This is a genomic window from Sphingomonas sp. MMS12-HWE2-04 (genome assembly GCF_044881185.1).
GTDB lineage: Bacteria > Pseudomonadota > Alphaproteobacteria > Sphingomonadales > Sphingomonadaceae > Sphingomonas.
In genome coordinates this window covers 443,918-461,960 of sequence record NZ_CP173254.1, presented here as the reverse complement: position 1 = coordinate 461,960, position 18,043 = coordinate 443,918, and the positions used below count along the sequence as shown (strand labels likewise).

General features: G+C 66.4%; 16 protein-coding genes. 14 read left to right on the top strand and 2 right to left on the bottom strand.

Annotated features, from left to right (window positions below; genetic code table 11):
* The first annotated feature begins 116 nt into the window (after positions 1-116).
* From AB2M62_RS02085 to AB2M62_RS02020, 14 genes are all read left to right on the top strand, one after another.
* The gene (locus AB2M62_RS02085) at positions 117-512 is read left to right on the top strand and encodes a flagellar biosynthesis repressor FlbT (RefSeq protein ID WP_404337377.1); all 396 of its coding nucleotides are present in this window, start codon (positions 117-119) and stop codon (positions 510-512) included.
* Positions 513-534: 22 nt separating this feature from the next.
* Positions 535-1,860 (top strand): flagellar protein export ATPase FliI, encoded by a 1,326-nt coding sequence (gene fliI / locus AB2M62_RS02080; protein ID WP_404337376.1) that lies wholly within the window; start codon positions 535-537, stop codon positions 1,858-1,860.
* Positions 1,857-2,285: a hypothetical protein gene (locus AB2M62_RS02075; RefSeq protein WP_404337374.1), complete on the top strand. Its 429-nt coding sequence runs from the start codon at positions 1,857-1,859 to the stop codon at positions 2,283-2,285. The genes fliI and AB2M62_RS02075 overlap by 4 nt, the downstream gene beginning before the upstream one ends.
* A complete protein-coding gene (locus AB2M62_RS02070) occupies positions 2,282-3,325 on the top strand; it encodes a peptidoglycan-binding protein (RefSeq protein ID WP_404337372.1) in 1,044 nt (347 codons plus the stop codon). The genes AB2M62_RS02075 and AB2M62_RS02070 overlap by 4 nt, the downstream gene beginning before the upstream one ends.
* A gap of 411 nt (positions 3,326-3,736) precedes the next feature.
* Entirely contained in the window at positions 3,737-4,786 is a 1,050-nt protein-coding gene (locus AB2M62_RS02065) for a sigma factor-like helix-turn-helix DNA-binding protein (protein ID WP_404337371.1), read from the top strand.
* Positions 4,787-4,850: 64 nt separating this feature from the next.
* Positions 4,851-5,360, top strand: a complete 510-nt coding sequence (locus AB2M62_RS02060; protein WP_404337369.1) for a hypothetical protein — start codon at positions 4,851-4,853, stop codon at positions 5,358-5,360.
* A gap of 84 nt (positions 5,361-5,444) precedes the next feature.
* Entirely contained in the window at positions 5,445-6,566 is a 1,122-nt protein-coding gene (locus tag AB2M62_RS02055) for a helix-turn-helix domain-containing protein (RefSeq protein ID WP_404337368.1), read from the top strand.
* Positions 6,567-6,623: 57 nt separating this feature from the next.
* Positions 6,624-7,274, top strand: a complete 651-nt coding sequence (gene tmk, locus AB2M62_RS02050) for a dTMP kinase (protein ID WP_404337367.1) — start codon at positions 6,624-6,626, stop codon at positions 7,272-7,274.
* A gap of 125 nt (positions 7,275-7,399) precedes the next feature.
* Positions 7,400-8,701, top strand: coding sequence for an Hsp70 family protein (locus AB2M62_RS02045; RefSeq protein WP_404337365.1), 1,302 nt, complete (start codon positions 7,400-7,402; stop codon positions 8,699-8,701).
* Between the two features lie 142 nt (positions 8,702-8,843).
* Complete coding sequence (locus AB2M62_RS02040) at positions 8,844-9,968, top strand: fumarylacetoacetate hydrolase family protein (RefSeq protein ID WP_404337363.1); 1,125 nt, start codon at positions 8,844-8,846, stop codon at positions 9,966-9,968.
* 39 nt (positions 9,969-10,007) lie between these two features.
* On the top strand, positions 10,008-10,805 hold the full coding sequence (locus tag AB2M62_RS02035; protein ID WP_404337362.1) for an SDR family NAD(P)-dependent oxidoreductase: 798 nt from the start codon (positions 10,008-10,010) through the stop codon (positions 10,803-10,805).
* A 1-nt stretch (position 10,806) separates the two neighbouring features.
* A complete protein-coding gene (locus AB2M62_RS02030) occupies positions 10,807-11,697 on the top strand; it encodes an SMP-30/gluconolactonase/LRE family protein (RefSeq protein ID WP_404337360.1) in 891 nt (296 codons plus the stop codon).
* Between the two features lie 265 nt (positions 11,698-11,962).
* On the top strand, positions 11,963-14,182 hold the full coding sequence (locus AB2M62_RS02025; RefSeq protein ID WP_404337358.1) for a TonB-dependent receptor: 2,220 nt from the start codon (positions 11,963-11,965) through the stop codon (positions 14,180-14,182).
* A 43-nt stretch (positions 14,183-14,225) separates the two neighbouring features.
* A complete protein-coding gene (locus tag AB2M62_RS02020; RefSeq protein ID WP_404337357.1) occupies positions 14,226-14,378 on the top strand; it encodes a hypothetical protein in 153 nt (50 codons plus the stop codon).
* 338 nt (positions 14,379-14,716) lie between these two features.
* Here the strand turns inward: AB2M62_RS02020 and AB2M62_RS02015 are convergent, their stop codons facing one another.
* Positions 14,717-16,492 carry an IlvD/Edd family dehydratase gene (locus AB2M62_RS02015; RefSeq protein WP_404337355.1) on the bottom strand — a complete coding sequence of 592 codons (1,776 nt, stop codon included), beginning with the start codon at positions 16,490-16,492 and terminating at the stop codon, positions 14,717-14,719.
* A 76-nt stretch (positions 16,493-16,568) separates the two neighbouring features.
* Positions 16,569-17,987, bottom strand: a complete 1,419-nt coding sequence (locus AB2M62_RS02010; protein ID WP_404337353.1) for a sugar porter family MFS transporter — start codon at positions 17,985-17,987, stop codon at positions 16,569-16,571.
* Between the last annotated feature and the right edge of the window lie 56 nt (positions 17,988-18,043).

The following is an 18,043-nucleotide window of genomic DNA, read 5'->3' as shown; positions in this document are numbered from 1 at the left end:
CACCCTACGCGCAAACCCCACTCGCACTTCGACTGGGCAAAATTTGCCGGGTCCTCGGCCCTCGCTGGCAACTTCTTCCTATAATGCAGGCAGACACCCAAGAAAGGTTTGCCTTCATGCTCCGCATCACGCTTCGCGACGGCGAGAAAGCCATCGTAAACGGTGCCGTGCTCCGCGCGGTCGGCCGCACCCAGATTGCCGTCGAAAACCAGGTCTCGATCCTGCGCGGCCGCGAGGTCATGCAGCCCGAAGAGGCGACCACGCCCGCCCGCCAGCTCTATTTCGCCGCAATGCTCGCCTATATCGATCCGGCCAACCGGACCCAGCACCAGGACGCCGTCGTCGCGCTGGTCGGCCCGCTGATCGCGTCGCTCCATTCGGGCGAGGCCCGCAGCACTTGCATCCGCTTCGCACAGGATATCGCGCAGGGCGATTATTATCGCGCGCTCACCGCCGCACGCGAGCTGATCGCCTTTGAAGCCGAGACCGGCGACACGGCCGAAGCAGCGTAAGCCAGCAAGAGGCGCGCAGGCGATGCAGACCCTGGCCAGTGCAGCGCGGGCGATCCGCGACATGACGCCCGACCGGCGTTTCGGCCGGGTCGTCGCCGTGCGCGGCGCCCTGATCGAAGTCGAAGGCCTGGCCGGCGTCGCGCAGATCGGGAGCCGGGTCGTCATCCAGGGCGCCAACGGCAAGGTCGAGGCCGAAGTGACGGCGCTCGATCGCGATGTCGCGCTGTGCCTCCCCTTTGTCGACCCGCAGGGCGTCGGCCTCGGCGCCTATGCCGAGCTCGGCGCCGGCCAGTTCAGCGTCCGCCCCTCGGCGGCCTGGCTCGGCCGCATGATCGACGGCCTCGGCCGCCCGGTCGACGGCAAGGGGCCGCTGCCCAACGGCGCCGATCCGCAGCCGATCAAGGCACCGCCCCCGCCCGCCTCCAATCGCGCACGCGTCGCCGAGCGGATCGAGACCGGCGTCAGCACGCTCGACCTGTTCGTTCCGCTGTGCCGCGGCCAGCGCCTCGGCCTGTTCGCCGGATCGGGCGTCGGCAAGTCGGTGCTGCTCTCGATGCTCGCGCGCTGGACCCAGTGCGACGTCGCGGTGATCGGCCTGATCGGCGAGCGCGGACGCGAAGTGCAGGAATTCATCGAAGACGATCTGGGCGAAGAGGGCATGGCCCGCTCGGTCGTCGTCGTCGCCACCTCCGACGAACCCGCGCTGATGCGCCGCCAGGCCGCCTGGACCACGCTGGCCGTCGCCGAGCATTTCCGCGACCAGGGCCTCAACGTTTTGTGCCTGATGGATTCGGTCACCCGCTTCGCGATGGCGCAGCGCGAGATCGGCCTCGCTTCCGGCGAGCCGCCGGCGACCAAGGGCTATACCCCCACCGTTTTCGCCGAACTGCCACGGCTGCTCGAGCGCGCCGGCCCCGGCGAGCCGGGCAAGGGCATGATCACCGGCCTGTTCACCGTCCTTGTCGATGGCGACGACCATAACGAGCCCGTCGCCGACGCCGTCCGCGGCATCCTCGACGGCCATGTCGTCATGCGCCGCGCGATCGCCGAGCGCGGCCGCTACCCCGCGATCGACATCCTGAAATCGGTATCGCGCACCCTGCCGCACTGCATGAACGACGCGCAGAACGCCACGCGCCTCGCCGCCCGCAAACTGATGTCGACCTATGCCGACATGGAGGAAATGGTCCGGCTCGGCGCCTATAAGGCCGGCTCTTCCGAGGAAGTCGATCGCGCCGTCGCGCTCGCGCCCGCGATCGAGGCGCTGATCAACCAGGGCAAGAACGAGCAGGGCGATGCCGACGCGGCCTTTGCCGCGCTCGCCGAAATCGTGGGGACGGCGCAATGACGCCCTATGACACCGCGCTACGCGTCCAGCGCCGAGAAGTCGATGCCGTGAAGGTGTCGATCAGCGTCGAGGTCGAACGGATCACGACGCTTGAGTCCCAGGGTCGCCAGCACGACGCGACCGTGCGTCAGGAGCGCGCGCTCGCCTATACCATGCCGTTCGGCACCGATGCCTGGACCCTCAAGATGAAGGCAGAGCGCGCCCGGCTCGAGGAGGCCGCGCATCTCGCCCAGGCCCGGCTCGGCCGGCTGCGCGAGCAGGCAGTCGAAGCCTATGGCACGATGCGCGCGATCGAAGGCGCCGCCGAACGCTATCAAACCGAAGCCGAGCGCGTCGCCGAACTCGCAGAACAAGGCGCAATCGACGACATGGCCGCCGCGCGCTTCCTGCGTGCGCGGCGCCGCACCGGAAAGCGCGAGGCATGATCCAGCGTGCAGACCTCCAGTCGCTGAGCCCGCAGCAGCGCGCCCAGGTGATCTATTCCGAAGCGCAATCGGCGCTGTCGAACCGCCTGTGGCGCGCCGCGCTCGGCGATTCGGACAAGTCCGACCGCGATACCTCGCCCTTCTCGAACGCCAATATGAGCATGGATTCGCTCATGGGCCTGCTCCAGGGCCAGAGCAGCGGCAGCGTCACCGGCGCCGCCTGCGCCTGCCATTGCGCCTGCGCATGCGGCGGCAAGGCGAGCTTTGCCAATGCCGTGCAGGAGGCCCGCGCGGAGGATCACAGCTTCGAAGCCGATGTGCTCAAAAAGGCGCGCGCCGCCAGCGCCGCGCCGATCGCGATTTCGGGCGCGACGACGGAGATCGCGGCCAATGCCAGCGTCACCTTGGGCGCCAATGCGCGTTATGCCCCCGCGTTCGAAGCGGCGGCCGCGCGCACCGGCATCCCTGCCCCCGCGCTTGCAGCAATCGTCGACGCCGAAGCCGCCAAGGGCAATGACGGCGCTTGGAACACCCATTCGCGCAATCCGCGTTCCAGCGCCGCCGGGCTCGGCCAGTTCCTCAGCGGCACCTGGGTCGATCTCGCCCAGACCTCGGGCACCTGGCTCAACAGCGTCGCCACCGAGCGCGGCTGGCTCGACGGCCGCGGCCGAGTGAACACCGGCAGCCGTTCCGAGCTGCTCGCGCTGCGCTATGATCCCAACGCCTCGATCCTCGGCGTCGCCGATCTCGCCAAGTCGAATCTCGATCGGCTCGAAAAATCCGGCGTCAACGTGCGCCACGATGCCGAGACGCTCGCCAAGGCCGCCTATCTTGGCCATCACCTCGGGCTGGGCGACGCCAAGAAGTTCCTGTCGGGCGGGATCGAGGCCGGGCGCGCGCGCTTGTTGCTCTCAGCCCAGATCGGCGCCTCGGCTGCCGAACAGCGCATCAGCAGCGCCGGCAACGCCACGCAGGCGCATCGCGAATGGCTGCTGGGCTACATCAACCGCAAGATTCGCCCGGATCAGTTCGCCGCGTGATTTTTTGCCCGCGGGCGGCCCTCAACCCCGTAATGCTCCTATAATGTCGACAAGGGATGGAGGTGTGGCGCGGCGGCAACGCTCGTTACGTCAGTCGGCAGGCCGATCGTGTTAATTTGGTAACCGGCCGAATGTGCGAATGGCTAAAATCCGTTAACCATTGCGGGACGTTCGCGGAACAGACATCGAACATCAACGGCCCTGGCACGGTTTTCAAGCCTCCGGTACAGGCCGTAGTTAACCGCTCAAGCTCTTGTAAAATAGCCGTTTTCGGCCAAGAACTCCCCGGACATTTCCGGATTACGTAGTCCTACATATCGGATGGGTAAGGTTCTGATAGGAGGACCCGAGGCAAATAGTGTCCATCGGAAGCGGTGCCCCCGCTTCCTCGTCCAGCCAGGGGGACACACTATGTCGAAGATCACGATCGCTCTCGAAGCCGCCGTCGCCACCGTCATCGAGAACACGCCGAAGGACGCTCCGCAGACCAACCGTCAGCGCGTCTATGTCGACCGTGCCTTCGCGCAGATCCTGAAGCTGATCGCCCCGCGCATCCGCCACTTCGTCCGCCAATATGGCCTGATGGCCCATTGGGACGATGCAGAGCAGTGCTGCGCGATCGCAGTGCACCGCGCCATCGAGGCCTATGACCCCGCCAAGGCGCAGTTCACCACCTTCGTCAATTGGCAGATCCGCGGCGAGCTCCAGAGCCTCCGCTTCCGCCTGATGACCGACCAGCGCCCCTCGGCCAAGAAGGTCGAAGCCACCACCGTGTCGCTCAGCGCCCTCTCGACTTCGCCCGACGGCGAGGAAATGTCCCCGGAGGCGATGATCGCCGACGAATATGCCCTGGAGCGCACCGAAGCGGCCGCTGCCGACTATCTCGCCGACGGCGCCATCTCGTCGCTCATCGACGCCTATGTCGATCAGCTCCGCAAGGTCGGCATCGAAGCGCTTCGCCGCCGCCCCCGTCCGAAGCGGGAAGAAGCCGCGCTGCGCCGCGAAGGCCCGCGTCTCCGCACCGCCACCTACGGCATCGATCCCGCCGAGCTCGAAAAGCTCGAAGCCAAGTTGGACCGCGATCGTGAAATCGTCGCCCGCCGCGTCTTCCAGGCCTCGACTCTCGATGACTTGTCGCTCGAGACCGGCGTCACCAAGGAGCGCGTTCGCCAGATCACCAAGCGCGCTGCCAAGGCGATCGCCGAGATCGCCGCAAACGATCCCCGCTTCGAAGTGATGGCCGAATATGGCCGCCCGGCTGCAACCAAGCGCCGCCAGCCGGCCCCGGTCGTCGCGATCCTTCCGGATCCCGCGCAGCCGCACAACAAGCTCGCTTCGGTCCGTGCGATTGATCCCGCGACGCTGGGCACCGCAGCCGTGATTGCCACCGAGACCGGCGAGCGTGTCGAAGCGGTGATGCTCGCCGCCGCCCCGGCTTTCACCAGCGCCGCGCTGCATTGATCGCGGACGCGAACCCCGCGTCCGAAATCTTCCTATAATGTTATCAGAATTTGAGGGATTTCTGATGCATAGCGAGATCGAGAGCAGCGCCATCAACGGATGGGCCATGATGCCACGGCCCAACCGCCGGCTCACCGCCCTCGCGCGTGAAGTAGTCCGCTGCGCCCGTCCGCTGCTCGCTCCCAGCACGGATCTCTTCCTCGGCGTGGAGACTGACGCCGCAGGTACGCTGCGTCTCCTCTGGTGGCGCCGCAACGACTTCAAGCTGATCGCCGAGATCAGCGCCGGACCCGAGGGCTTCTGCCCCGAGGATACCGCAGAAGGTGCACTCCAGGACGCAGGCGCCGAACTGCTCGCTTATCTCGCCGGCCGCTGGCCGACGCCGCCCTCGGGCTTCGGCGTCATCACCGATGGCACCGGCGTAGCCTTCACCCCCGATCATCCCGCACCTTCAGCCACCGGCTGGCTGCTGCGCCAGGCAACCGGTGCCAGACCGCTGCTCGCGATCGTTCCGCTCGATCCCAAGGGGCCCTGCGCAATGCTCGCCGGGGCGATGAGCGCCGCCCTTCACTAAATAAAGGATTGCTCGTTAACCTTGCATTATCCTCTAATGTCTTCAGTATAGCTCCGGGGCGCGCATTGTCGCGGGGGGATGAAGATGGCGAGGACCAAGAGCAAGGGGCAACCCCCGACCGGCGCCACTGCGCGTGCGGAGGTCGTCGTCGATCTGCACCGCACCTTCGTCTTTCCCAATCGGATGCGCGAGCAACGCCGCGCGCAGGGCTACCAGAAACTGCTGCGCCTTGCCGCTTCGATTCCGGAAATTCCCTATATTCGTCTGTCGAAAATCGAGCGTGGTGAAGTAGTTGCGCGCCCGGACGAGCTGCGCCGCATCGCCGCCGTGCTGGGCGTCGCGCCGCTCGATCTGCTGCTCGATATCGATGCGGCAGACTATGATGTCGCCCGTTGGGCCGAGCCGTTCCGCGATGGTTTCCCCGTCGATGTCGAGGAAGAGCGCTTCGCCGTGCTGCTCGCCGCGGCGCTCCGTGCGCGACGTGCCGGCGATCCCGCGCTGACCATCGCCGCGATCGAGCGCGACTACGGCCTGCCGCCGGTCAATCTTTCGCGCATCGAAAATGCCCAGAAGGTGCTTCCGCGCTGGAACGCGGCAACGCTGCGCGCGCTGTTTTCCCTGTTCGGCGTGCCCGATGCCGCCGCGCTGCGGGTCCATGTCGAGGCGCGCTACCGCTCGGGCGCGCTCGACATGCTGGTCGGCACAATCGCCAGCCCCGAGGCGCGCCATGCCCGCAGCCGCACGCGTATCGCCGACATCGCCGCCGTGCTCGCCGAGCCCGGCGCCGTGCCGGTTGCCGCCGAACCCGCCCAGATCGCGCCTGTCGCGCAGGTGCTGCCCGTTGCCAAGCGCGTTCCGGTGCTCGGCACCCCGCTTCCGGCCGGGCTGGTCAGCGACACCCCGACCGGCGAGACCGTCGAGCCGCCCAGCGCGGCCGGCCCGCACGCCTTTGCGCTGCGCGTCTGCCGCGCCACCCTCGGTGCAGGCTTGCCCGCCAAGGCGACCGTCATCGTCGATCCCGATCGCTTTCCCGCCCCCGGCGGTCTCGCCGCGCTGCGCGAGGAAGCCGGCTGGCGCCTGCTCTCGGTCGGTTCGGCGCGCGATGGCCGGATGATCGGCTATAGCTGCAACCCCGAACTCGAATTCCTGCTCGACGATGTCGACCCGTCGCGCGTCGCCGCAGTCACCGCAGCGCTGTTCGTTTGACGCGCGCGGCCTGACGCCGGGCGGTGACAAGCCCGTCGCCCATGCTAAAGGGCGACGATGGACACGCCCGCATTCTTCTATGCCGTCGAGGGGGTCGATGGCTGCGGCAAGACTGGGATCGTCAAGCATCTCGCCGAGCATCTGAACCAGGGCAGCGCGCGCGCGATCATGACGCGCGAGCCTGGCGGAACCGCGCAGGGCGAGCAGATCCGCGCGCTCATCCTCTCGGGAAGCGATGATAGCTGGGACCAGAATTCGGAATTACTGCTGATGACCGCGGCGCGGGTCGAGCATGTCCGCCGAGTCATTCTCCCGGCGCTGGCGGCCGGCACCTCAGTGGTTTCGGATCGCTATGTCGGCTCGACCATCGCCTATCAGGGCGCCGGTCGCGGAATGCCGGAAGACTTCATCCGATACCTCCATCGCGTCGCCGTGGGCGACGTTTGGCCCGATCTGGTGCTGGTTCTCGACCTTGATCCGGTCATCGGCCTGGCGCGAAGCAAGGGCCGCCTTGCCGCCGCAGCGATCGACGAAGGCAGATTCGAGACGCTGGATCTCGCCTTTCACCGCCGCATTCGCCAATCCTATCTCGACCAGGCCGCGGCCGATCCGGCGCGCCATGTCGTCATCGATGCGGACGGCAGCCCCGATGCGGTGCGCCAGCGGGCCATAGCGGCGTTGGAGGAATGGCGCCGATCTCAATCCTGATGCGCCGCGACCAACGGCCTCTTTTCGTTCGTCCGCCCGGCACTTGTCGCCTGACCTAGCGCATGCGATAGGCGCCGCCCCTCGCCTCCGCGCGGCGGAATCCCCACCGGACAAGGGAGCATGTCGTGCCCAGCGACGGGACTGCACAGGCGCTCGGCCTGGATTTCGGCACTACCAATACCGTCGTCGCGCTGGCCGACGGGGCCGGCGGTTCGCATCTGCTGGAGTTCGCCGGCGAAGAGGCGACGGGCGCGGTGTTCCGCTCGGCGCTGTGCTTCTGGGAAGAGGAGCGCGGCTGGAACGGCATCGCCCACGAAGCGGGGCCTTGGGCGATCGCCGAATATCTCCAGTCGCCGCTCGACAGCCGCTTCGTGCAGTCGTTCAAGAGCGTCGCGGCGTCCCCGCTGTTCGAGCGCACCCAGATTTTCGGCAAGCCGTTCCGCTTCGAGGATCTAGGGGCGCTGTTCCTGCAGCGCCTCGTCGCGCATGCCGGCGGAAGGCTCGATGCGCGGCCTCGCCGCGTCGTCGTCGGGCGCCCGGTCGAATATGCCGGCGCGCGGGCCGATCCTGCGCTCGCGCGCCAGCGCTACGATCTGATGCTCAAGGATTTCGGGGTCGAGCTCCATTACGTCTACGAGCCGCTCGGCGCCGCCTATAGCTACGCATCGCGGCTCGACGAGCCCGCCACGATCCTGGTCGCCGACTTTGGGGGCGGCACCACCGACTTTTCGATCGTTCGGGTCGCCGAGCCCGGCGCGGCGCGGCGCTGCACGCCGCTGGCATCGTCGGGCGTCGGCATCGCCGGAGACCGTTTCGATCAGCGCATTGTCGACAAGCTGGTGCTGCCGCTGCTCGGCAAGGGCGGCACCTATCGCTCGTTCGACAAGCTGCTCGAGATCCCGGGCGGCTATTTCGCCGAGTTCGCCGATTGGTCGCGCCTTGCTTTGATGCGCAACCGCCGGACGCTCGACGAACTCCGTCGCCTGCAGCGCGACGCCACCGATCCGCAGCCGATCGGCCGGATGATCGCGCTGATCGAGCATGAGCAGGGATTCCCGCTCTACGATGCAGTCGGCAAGGTAAAGCGCGCACTGTCCACCGACGACCAGGCCGAATTCCGCTTTACCGGCGGCGGCGTCGATGTCTCCGCCGAGGTCCGCCGATCCGATTTCGAGCAGTGGATCGCCAAGGATCTCGTCCGTATCGAAACCGCGATGGGCGCGGCGCTCGCAAAGGCCGGGCTCGATCCCGACGCGATCGACCGCGTATTCCTGACCGGCGGATCCTCGCTGATCCCGGCGATCCGCGCGCTGTTTACGCGCCGCTTCGGCGACGCCCGCATCGCCACCGGGGGCGAGCTGACGTCGATCGCACACGGCCTTGCACTGATCGGCGAGGAACCCGATCTCCGCGGTTGGGTCGCGTGATGGGCGCGCGTTTGGAATGAAATCGCATCGCATATTTGAAAATTCGCGATAGGAAGCGCGGCACAGCCCTATGGATCGGTCTTGACAGCGCGCTATGGGCAACTCAATGGTAGCGCTATCAAAAGCATAAAGGCGAGAGGTCTTGGAAGCGTCTTCGATTCAATTGCTCCCTGACGATCACGGTCAGGCGATCCTGGTTGGCCGCGTCGAACTCGATGCCGGCCCCACTCCGGTGCTGATCCGCGGCGGCCTTGTGCTCGACGTCTCGGGCCACGCCGCCACCGTCGCCGACCTGCTCGAGCGCGACGATGTCGCCAGCCTCGACGGCCCGGCGATCTGCGGCGTCGAGGCACTCGGCACGCCCGCCGGCCCGCACCTGCTCGCCCCGATCGACCTGCAATGCGTCAAGGCCTGCGGCGTTACCTTCGCGCTGTCGGCGATCGAGCGCGTGATCGAGGAGCGCGCGCGCGGCGACGCCGACAAGGCCTCAACGATCCGCGGCGACCTCGAGGCCAAGGTCGGCTCGGGCATCCGCTCGGTCGTCCCCGGCACGCCCGAGGCCGCCAGCCTCAAGGCTGCGCTGATCGAGGCCGGCATGTGGTCGCAATATCTCGAAGTCGCGATCGGCCCCGATGCCGAGGTGTTCACCAAGGCGCCGGTGCTCTCCGCCGTCGGCTGGGGCGCCGAAATCGGCATCCGATCGGACAGCGACTGGAACAACCCCGAGCCCGAGATCGTCCTGGTCGTCGATCGCGCCGGGACCGTCCGCGGCGCGACGCTGGGCAACGACGTCAATCTGCGCGATTTCGAAGGCCGTAGCGCCCTCCTCCTCGGCAAGGCCAAGGATAATAACGCCTCGACCGCAATCGGCCCGTTCATCCGCCTGTTCGACGCGCATTTCACGATGGACGACGTCCGCTCCGCCGTGGTCGATCTCACCATCGACGGGCCGGAGGGTTACACCCTCCACGGCACCAACAAGATGAGCGAGATCAGCCGCGATCCCACCGATCTCGTCCGCCAGGCGCTGAGCGAGCACCAATATCCCGACGGCTTCGCGCTGTTCCTCGGCACGCTGTTCGCGCCGGTCCAGGATCGCGACCATCCCGGCCGCGGCTTCACCCACAAGCCTGGCGACGTGGTGCGCATCGCCACGCCCAAGCTCGGCGCCCTCGTCAACCGCGTCACCACATCGAAGGACGCCGCCCCCTGGGTGTTCGGCATCCGCGACCTGATGCGCAACCTCTCGGGCCGCGGCCTTCTGTGATCCGCGCCCGTTCGACCTCTTCCTCCAAGGTATACCTGCATGTCCGAAGCTGACCCCTCTGCCCTGCCGCTCACGCGCGAACAGCGGGCCGTCTATCCCAGCCTCAAGGGCAAGCGCGTGCTCGTCACCGGCGGCGGATCGGGGATCGGCGCGGGACTCGTCGAAGGTTTCGTCCGCCAGGGTGCCGACGTCACCTTCTTCGACATCGCCGACGCGGATTCCGCCGCGCTGGTCGCGAACCTGCAGGGCGCGGGCAAGGCTCCGGTCTACAAGCGCGTCGACCTGACCGACATCGCCGCCGCGCAGGCGCAGGTCGCGGCGCTGATCGCCGAAAATGGCGGCTTCGACATCCTCGTCAACAACGCGGCCAACGACGATCGCCACACGATCGAGGAAGTGACCGAGGCCTATTGGGACAATCGGCTCAACACCAACCTCAAGCATCTTTTCTTCATGGCGCAGGCAGTGATTCCGGGCATGAAGGCCAAGGGCGCCGGCGTGATCATCAATCTCGGCTCGATCTCCTGGCACCTCGCGCTGGAGGAGCTGACGCTCTACCAGACCTCGAAAGCCGCGATCGAAGGCCTCACCCGCAGCTTCGCCCGCGACCTGGGTCCGCACGGCATCCGCTCGGTCTGCATTGTGCCCGGCAACGTCAAGACGCCGCGCCAGATGAAGTGGTACACACCAGAGGGCGAGGCCGAGATCGTCAAGGCGCAATGCCTCAAGGGCCGCCTTGTCCCCGACGATATCGCCGCGATGGCACTCTTCCTTGCGTCGGACGATGCCCGGCTGGTAACGGGCCACGAATATTTCGTGGATGCAGGGTGGCGCTGAGATGAGCAACGTGGTGACGTCGGAACCGGTAAGCGTCTGGAACCTCGCGGCACCGCTTCTCGAAGGCCCGGTCTGGGTCGAACGTGACCAGGCGCTCTGGTTCGTCGACATCAAGAGCCACAAGATTCACCGCTTCGATCCCGCAAGCGGCGACAAGAAGAGCTGGGACGCGCCCGCCCAGGTCGGCTTCGTCCTGCCGATCGCCGGCGGCGGCTTCGCGGCTGGCCTGCAGACCGGCGTCGCCCGCTTCGACGAGCGCGACGGCAGCTTCACCCAGATCGCCACGCCCGAGCCCGACAAGCCCGGCAACCGCCTCAACGACGCCACCGTCGATCCGCAAGGCCGGCTGTGGTTCGGCAGCATGGACGATGGAGAGTCCGACGTCAGCGGCGCGATCTATCGGCTCGCCGACAATGGCGAATGCGTCGCCAGCTCGCCGCTCGTCACGATCACCAACGGCCCCGCCGTCTCGCCCGACGGCAAGACGCTCTATCATGTCGATACGCTCGGCCGCATCGTCTATGCCTGCGACATCGATGCCGCGGGCGCGCTGGTCAATCGCCGCGAATTCGTCCGCATCGCCGATGGCCAGGGCTTCCCCGACGGTCCGCAGATCGATGCCGAAGGCTGTGTGTGGATCGGCCTCTATATGGGCAGCGCGGTGCACCGCTATTCGCCGGCGGGCGAGTTGCTCGAGACGATCGCTTTCCCGGTCGACGCGATCACCAAGGTCGCGTTCGGCGGGCCGGACCTGAAGACGGTCTATGCCACCACGGCGAACAAGCACCATTCGGCCGAAGAAAAGGCGGCAAACCCGAATGCCGGCGATCTGTTCGCCTTCACCGTCAGCGTGCCGGGCGCGCCGGGGCATCTGATCCGCGAAGGCGTATAGTCTCCGCCGCCGCGTAACCGCGCCTCGTTCCGAAACGTCGCGAAAGGGCATCCTGCAGGCAACGCCCGCATCGGCGCGGCGCGCGTCCCCCAGCCGGAATCCGCGGGCACAAGTTTTTGCATTGCAACGCAATTTCACGCAATTTCGCCAATATTGCCGAATCCTGTCGCGGAAACGGGGATTTCGTGTCAGTTTCCTGACGCGCGGGTGACGCTGCAACGCAGCGCGATCAGGGCAATGAGCCCGCGGCAGAAATGGGGATCAGATGCAGCACCACCGCTCCGCCGCGCGTTTCCGCCTCCGCTGGCTCGCCGTCACGGCAACCGCCTTGCCCCTGATTGCCGCCGCAGGCGCGGCCCAGGCCCAGGAAGCTGCGAGTGCGCCCGAGGCAGGGCTTCCCGATATCGTCGTGACCGCGCAGCGCCGCGCCGAAAATATCCAGGACGTGCCGGTGTCGGTCGCAACGCTCGACGGCGAGCAGCTCCAGACGATCTTCAATTCGGGCAACGACATCACCGCGCTCGCGACGCGCGTCCCCGGGCTCTATGCAGAAAGCTCGAACGGCCGGGTCGCGCCGCGCTTCTATATTCGCGGCTTGGGCAACACCGATTTCGATCTCGCCGCCTCGCAGCCCGTCTCCGTGATCATGGACGATGTCGTGCTCGAGAATGTCGCGCTGAAGAGCACGCCGATCTTCGATATCGAACGCGTCGAAGTGCTGCGCGGTCCGCAGGGCACGCTGTTCGGCCGCAACACGCCTGCCGGCATCATCAAGTTCGATACCGTCAAGCCGTCGGATAATTTCGACGCCCAGGCCTCGGTCTCGGCGGGCAGCTACGGCACGATCAGTGCCGAGGGCGGCGCCGGCGGCCCGATCGTCCCCGAAAGGCTGGCGGCGCGCGTCTCGGTGCTTTTCCAGCACCGCGACAACTGGATCGACAATGGCTTTACCGGCCAGAAGAACGCCTATGGCCAATATGACGAGGTCGCGGCGCGCGCCCAGCTGCTGTTCACGCCGACCGAGGCGTTCAGCGCGCTGGCGAACATCCACTATCGCCGCTTCGACGGCGAAGGCGCTGCGGCCGTGTTCCGCGCCAATATCCTCGGGCCCGGCAACAACGATCTCAACCAGAATTTCCAGCGCGACACCGTGTATCTCGATGCGGGCGGCGACAATCGCGCCCAATATCGCGGCTGGGGCAGCTCGCTGAAGCTCGATTATGATTTCGGCGGCGCGGTGCTCACGTCGATCACCGCCTATGAAACCACCCAGGGCAGCAGCCGCGCCGATGTCGATGGCGGCACTGCCACCAACGGTCCGGGCTTCATCCCCTTCCAGTCCGATACCGAGGATTCGCTCGACCTCGATCAATGGACGCAGGAGATTCGCCTCGCCAGTTCGGGCAGCGGCCCGTTCGGATGGCAGGTCGGCGCCTTCTATTTCGACAGCGACTTCACCGTTCTGACCGAAGGCTTCAGCTTCCCGCCGCCTACCACCGTACGCCATCAGAACCAGAGCTGGGCGGTGTTCGGGCAGGCAAGCTATGCGCTGACCGATGCGTTCAAGCTCACCGGCGGACTTCGGTACACCGAGGACGACAAGCAATTCGAAGTGATCGGCGGATCGCCCGCCGATGACCGATCGGTTTCGGACGAGCGGATCAGCTGGGACGTCAGTGCGATGTACGATCTCACGCCCGGCTTCAGCCTTTATGGCCGTGTTGCCAGCGGCTTCCGCGCGCCTTCGATCCAGGGCCGCGACGTCGCCTTCTTCAATCCGCCCTCGATCGCGACGTCGGAAAAGATCCTGTCCTGGGAAGCCGGCATCAAGAGCGAGTTGTTCGATCGCCGGGTGCGCATCAACGCCACCGCCTTCACCTACACCGTCGACGACCCGCAATTCACGGCAGTGGGCGGCAGCGGCAACCTCGTCCAACTGCTCAACGCCAACAAGGGCAAGGCCTGGGGCTTCGAGCTCAACTCCGAGTTCCGCCCGACCACGTCGCTCCGCTTCACCGCCGGCGTGAGCTACAACAATACCCGGATCGACGACCCCAATCTCGCCGTGGGCATTTGCGCCCAGTGCACGGTCACCGATCCGCTGGTGACGATCGCAGGCACGCCCCGCGCGCTGGTCGACGGCAATCCGTTTCCCCAGGCGCCCGAATGGATCGTCGACGCCACCGCGCGCTATGCGATCCCGATCGGCGGCGATGGCGAGATCTTCGCCTTCACCGATTGGGCCTATCAGGGCTACACCAATTTCTTCCTCTACCAGTCGCGCGAATTCTACAGCGACGGTCAGTTCGAGGGCGGCCTGCGGATCGGCTATGCCAAGCGTGACGGCAGCTTCGAACTCGCCGCCTTCGTCCGCAACATCACCGACGAGGAGAATGTGAAGGGCGGCATCGATTTCAACAACAATACCGGCTTCGTGAATGAGCCGAGGATCATCGGCCTCTCGTTCAGAACGCGGGTCCATTGAACGCGGCCACCAGCTAACCTTTTGTTAGCAGAGCAGTTTTAGGTTGATCCTGGCTTTTGGCCAGGAGACCGGCAATGGACGAGAATCCCTCCCGCAGCACGACGACCGCCGCGCACGCGACCGGCGCAGGAACGACGGCATCGCCTATCCCGGGCCGGAACGCCGCAAGGGCGATCGCCGCGCCGATCCGCGCTGACGCCGCTCAGGCCGGCGCCGGCGCGGTCACCGAACCGCGCAGCGACGGCCGAAGCCCAGCCTGCAGTAGATTGCCGGCATAGGCAGGGAGGAACGGCAGGTCGCCGCGCGCGCAGCCATGCCGGCGCGTTATCGTGCCGCGTCACGCGGTTCGGGCTTCCAATGTAGGATTTTGCGTGAGACGCTTGGTCTCACGCTCTTTGCACGATCCGGATTCCCCCTCCTGAGCAACGCAATATCGTTACAAGTCCGCGCAACGGAATTTCACGATTCACACGCATTCTGTGACGCTAAGCCGAAATTTCCCTACATTTCCGCTCGCAACTCGCCACCGCCGGATCAGTGATTGTGCCGCGGCACTTTCTCGCTGGTCCGCCGATAGTTGAGCGCAAAGTCGAGCACCCCGCCCTCGCCCAATTGCCCCACTTTCTCGCGGTACAGTTCTTCCCACGGCGTGTTGCTCTCCGGGATCGGCGGCGCCGGCTCGGTCTTGCGGCGCGCGATCTCGTCGGGCTCGACCAGCGCGTTGCAGGTCCCCGCGTTCAGGTCGACGCGGATCGTGTCCCCGGTGCGCAGCCAGGCCAGCCCGCCCCCCGCCGCGCTCTCGGGCGAGGCATTGAGGATCGAGGGGCTGTCCGACGTGCCCGATTGGCGGCCGTCGCCCAAGGTCGGCAGGCTCATGATACCCTGCTGGATGATATGATCCGGCGGCTGCATGTTGACCACCTCGGCCGAGCCCGGCCAGCCGAGCACCCCGGCGCCGCGGATCACCAGGATGCAGTTGGCGTCGATCTCCAGCGCGGGATCGTTGATCCGGTGGTGGTAATCGTCCGATCCGTCGAAGAGTATCGCCCGTCCCTCGAACACGCCTTCGGCGCCCGGCCGCGACAGATAGCGCGCGCGGAAATCGTCCGAGATCACGCTGGTCTTCATGATCGCGATGTCGAACAGGTTGCCGATGAGGACGAGGAACCCGGCCTTCTCCTTGAGCGGCGCGTTCCACGGCAGGATCACGTCGCGGTCGTGCACCGTCGCCCCGGCGACATTCTCGGCGAGGGTCTTGCCGGTGCAGGTCATCACGCTGCCATCGAGCGCGCCGTTGGCGAGCATCTCGGTCAGCACCGCCGGGATGCCGCCGGCGCGGTGGAAGCGTTCGGAGAGATAGGTGCCGGCGGGCTGCATGTTGACCACCAGCGGCAGGTCATAGCCGCTGCGCCAGTCGTCCGGGGTAATCTCGAGCCCGGCATGCCGCGCCATCGCGACGAGATGCGGCTGGGCGTTGGTCGAGCCGCCGATCGCAGTGAGCAGCTTGATCGCGTTGAGGAAGCTGGCCTTGGTCAGGATCTTCGAGGGCCGCAGGTCTTCATAGGCCATCTCGACGATCCGCCGCCCGGTCTCGTAGGCCATCTGCCCGCGCTCGCGGTACGGCGCAGGGATCATCGCGCAGCCGGGCAGGCTCATGCCGAGGCCCTCGGCGATGCTGTTCATCGTCGAGGCGGTGCCCATCGTGTTGCAATGGCCGGCCGAGGGGGCGCTGTCGGTAGCGCGGCGGAGGAACTCCTCCTCGTCGATCTCGCCCGCCGCCATCTTCCGCCGGCTCCGCCAGATAACGGTGCCGCTTCCGACCAACTCGCCTTCATGCCAGCCGTCGAGCATCGGCCCGCCGGAGAGGACGATCGCCGGGATGTCGACCGTGGAGGCCGCCATCAGCGACGACGGCGTGGTCTTGTCGCAGCCGGTAGTGAGGATCACCGCATCGATCGGATAGCCGTTGAGGATCTCGACCAGCCCGAGATAGGCGAGGTTGCGATCCAGCGCCGCGGTCGGTCGCCGGCAATTCTCGAAGATCGGGTGGAGCGGAAACTCCATCGGTATGCCGCCCGCCGCCAATATGCCCTCCCGCGCCCGCTTGACCGTCTCGAGGTGGATGCGATTGCACGGTGCGATGTCGCTGCCCGATTGCGCGATGCCGATGATCGGCTTGCCGCCGCGCAGCTCGTCGGGGGTGATGCCGTAGTTCATGAAACGCTCGAGATAGAGCGCCGCCATGTCGGCGCGGCCGGGCGCCGCGAACCATTCGCGCGATCGGAACGGACGTGCAGGCGTGCGGGTCATGGGTCGGTCTCCTTGTGCAGAGGGGCGCGGCCTCGCAGCCGCGCCCCTCCCGATAGTCTCAACGCATGGAAGGCGATCAGCCTTCCATCGCTTCCAGTTCCTTGCCCTTGGTCTCGTGGATGAACCGCTGCACCAGGAACAGGCTGATCACCGCGCAGACGCCGTAGAACACATAGCTGCCGGTCAGGCTCTTTGCCGCCATCACCGGGAAGCTCTGCGCGATCAGATAATTGGCGAACCACTGGAAGAAGCCGCACACCGCCAGCGCCGATCCGCGGATCTGGTTGGGGAACATCTCGCCGAGCATCACCCACATCACCGGGCCCCACGAGACGTTGAAGAAGATCACATAGAGATTGGCGGCGACCACCGCGACCATACCAAGGTCTCTCGAAAGCACGAGCTTGCCGGCCGGATCGAGCGAGCCATGGCTGAAAGCATAGACCATCACGAAGAGCGTCACCGCCATGCCCGCCGAACCGACCAGGAGCAGCGGCTTGCGGCCGATCTTGTCGATCAGCGCTATGGTCAGGAAGCAGGCCGCGATCGAGACGACGCCGGAAACGATGTTGATCATCAGCGAATCGGCTTCGGTGAAGCCGGCGAGCTGCCACAGCGTCGAGCCATAATAAAAGATCACATTGATACCAACGAGCTGCTGGAACACCGCCAGCATGATGCCCACCCAGACGATCTTGCGTACGCCAAGGAAGCCGCGACCGCCCGCTGGGGTCAGCACGTCGGCAAGGCGCGGACGGTGATCCTGCGAAAACGTCGACTGGATTTCGGCAAGCTTGAGGCCGCCAGCGGTGGTGCCGAACAGGCTGCTCAGCACGCCCAGCGCCTCGGGGTTGCGGCCCTTCGAAACGAGGAAGCGCGGGCTTTCCGGAATGAAGAACAGCGCGACGAGAAACACCGCCGCAGGCAGTGCCTGCATCAGATACATCCAGCGCCATGCTTCGATGCCGCCCCACAGCACATTGGTCGAGTCATTGCCCGCCGCCTGCTGGAGGAAGTAATTAACGACAAACGCCAGCGTCAGCCCGGTGATGATCATCACCTGCTGCACCGACGTCATCCGCCCGCGGATGTTGGCAGGAGCGACTTCGGAGATATAGGCCGGCGACAGCACCGAGGCCGCGCCCACCGCCATGCCGCCGATGATCCGGGCGATGACGAAGAGCGTGTGATCGTGCGCGAAACCCTGGACCAGCGCGCCGCCGAGGAAGAGCAGTGCCGCGAGGCGCATCACGTTGCGACGACCGAACCGGTCGGCCAGCGTGCCAGCGAAGAAGGCGCCGGCTACGCAGCCGATCAGCAGCGAGCCGACAGTGAAGCCGAGCCCCGCATCGTCGAGCGCGAACGCCGCCTTAAGCCCCGGTTGGGTGCCGTTCACTGCGCCGCTGTCATAGCCGAATAGCAGCCCCCCAATCGTCGCGACCGCGACGATGGCGCCGATCAGGCCGAAATTGGCCCGCTCCGCTGTTTGGTTCATCCCCAAGTCCTCTCCTGGCCGCCGGCGCCTGACGCACCGGACGTGTTAGCGGTAAC

Excerpts from the sequence above, each read along its gene's own strand:
- AB2M62_RS02085 (WP_404337377.1), top strand. The coding sequence starts at position 117 with ATGCTCCGCATCACGCTTCGCGACGGCGAGAAAGCCATCGTAAACGGT.
- fliI (WP_404337376.1), top strand. The coding sequence starts at position 535 with ATGCAGACCCTGGCCAGTGCAGCGCGGGCGATCCGCGACATGACGCCC.
- AB2M62_RS02075 (WP_404337374.1), top strand. The coding sequence starts at position 1,857 with ATGACGCCCTATGACACCGCGCTACGCGTCCAGCGCCGAGAAGTCGAT.
- AB2M62_RS02070 (WP_404337372.1), top strand. The coding sequence starts at position 2,282 with ATGATCCAGCGTGCAGACCTCCAGTCGCTGAGCCCGCAGCAGCGCGCC.
- AB2M62_RS02065 (WP_404337371.1), top strand. The coding sequence starts at position 3,737 with ATGTCGAAGATCACGATCGCTCTCGAAGCCGCCGTCGCCACCGTCATC.
- AB2M62_RS02060 (WP_404337369.1), top strand. The coding sequence starts at position 4,851 with ATGCATAGCGAGATCGAGAGCAGCGCCATCAACGGATGGGCCATGATG.
- AB2M62_RS02055 (WP_404337368.1), top strand. The coding sequence starts at position 5,445 with ATGGCGAGGACCAAGAGCAAGGGGCAACCCCCGACCGGCGCCACTGCG.
- tmk (WP_404337367.1), top strand. The coding sequence starts at position 6,624 with ATGGACACGCCCGCATTCTTCTATGCCGTCGAGGGGGTCGATGGCTGC.
- AB2M62_RS02035 (WP_404337362.1), top strand. The coding sequence starts at position 10,008 with ATGTCCGAAGCTGACCCCTCTGCCCTGCCGCTCACGCGCGAACAGCGG.
- AB2M62_RS02030 (WP_404337360.1), top strand. The coding sequence starts at position 10,807 with ATGAGCAACGTGGTGACGTCGGAACCGGTAAGCGTCTGGAACCTCGCG.
- AB2M62_RS02025 (WP_404337358.1), top strand. The coding sequence starts at position 11,963 with ATGCAGCACCACCGCTCCGCCGCGCGTTTCCGCCTCCGCTGGCTCGCC.
- AB2M62_RS02015 (WP_404337355.1), bottom strand. The coding sequence starts at position 16,492 with ATGACCCGCACGCCTGCACGTCCGTTCCGATCGCGCGAATGGTTCGCG.
- AB2M62_RS02010 (WP_404337353.1), bottom strand. The coding sequence starts at position 17,987 with ATGAACCAAACAGCGGAGCGGGCCAATTTCGGCCTGATCGGCGCCATC.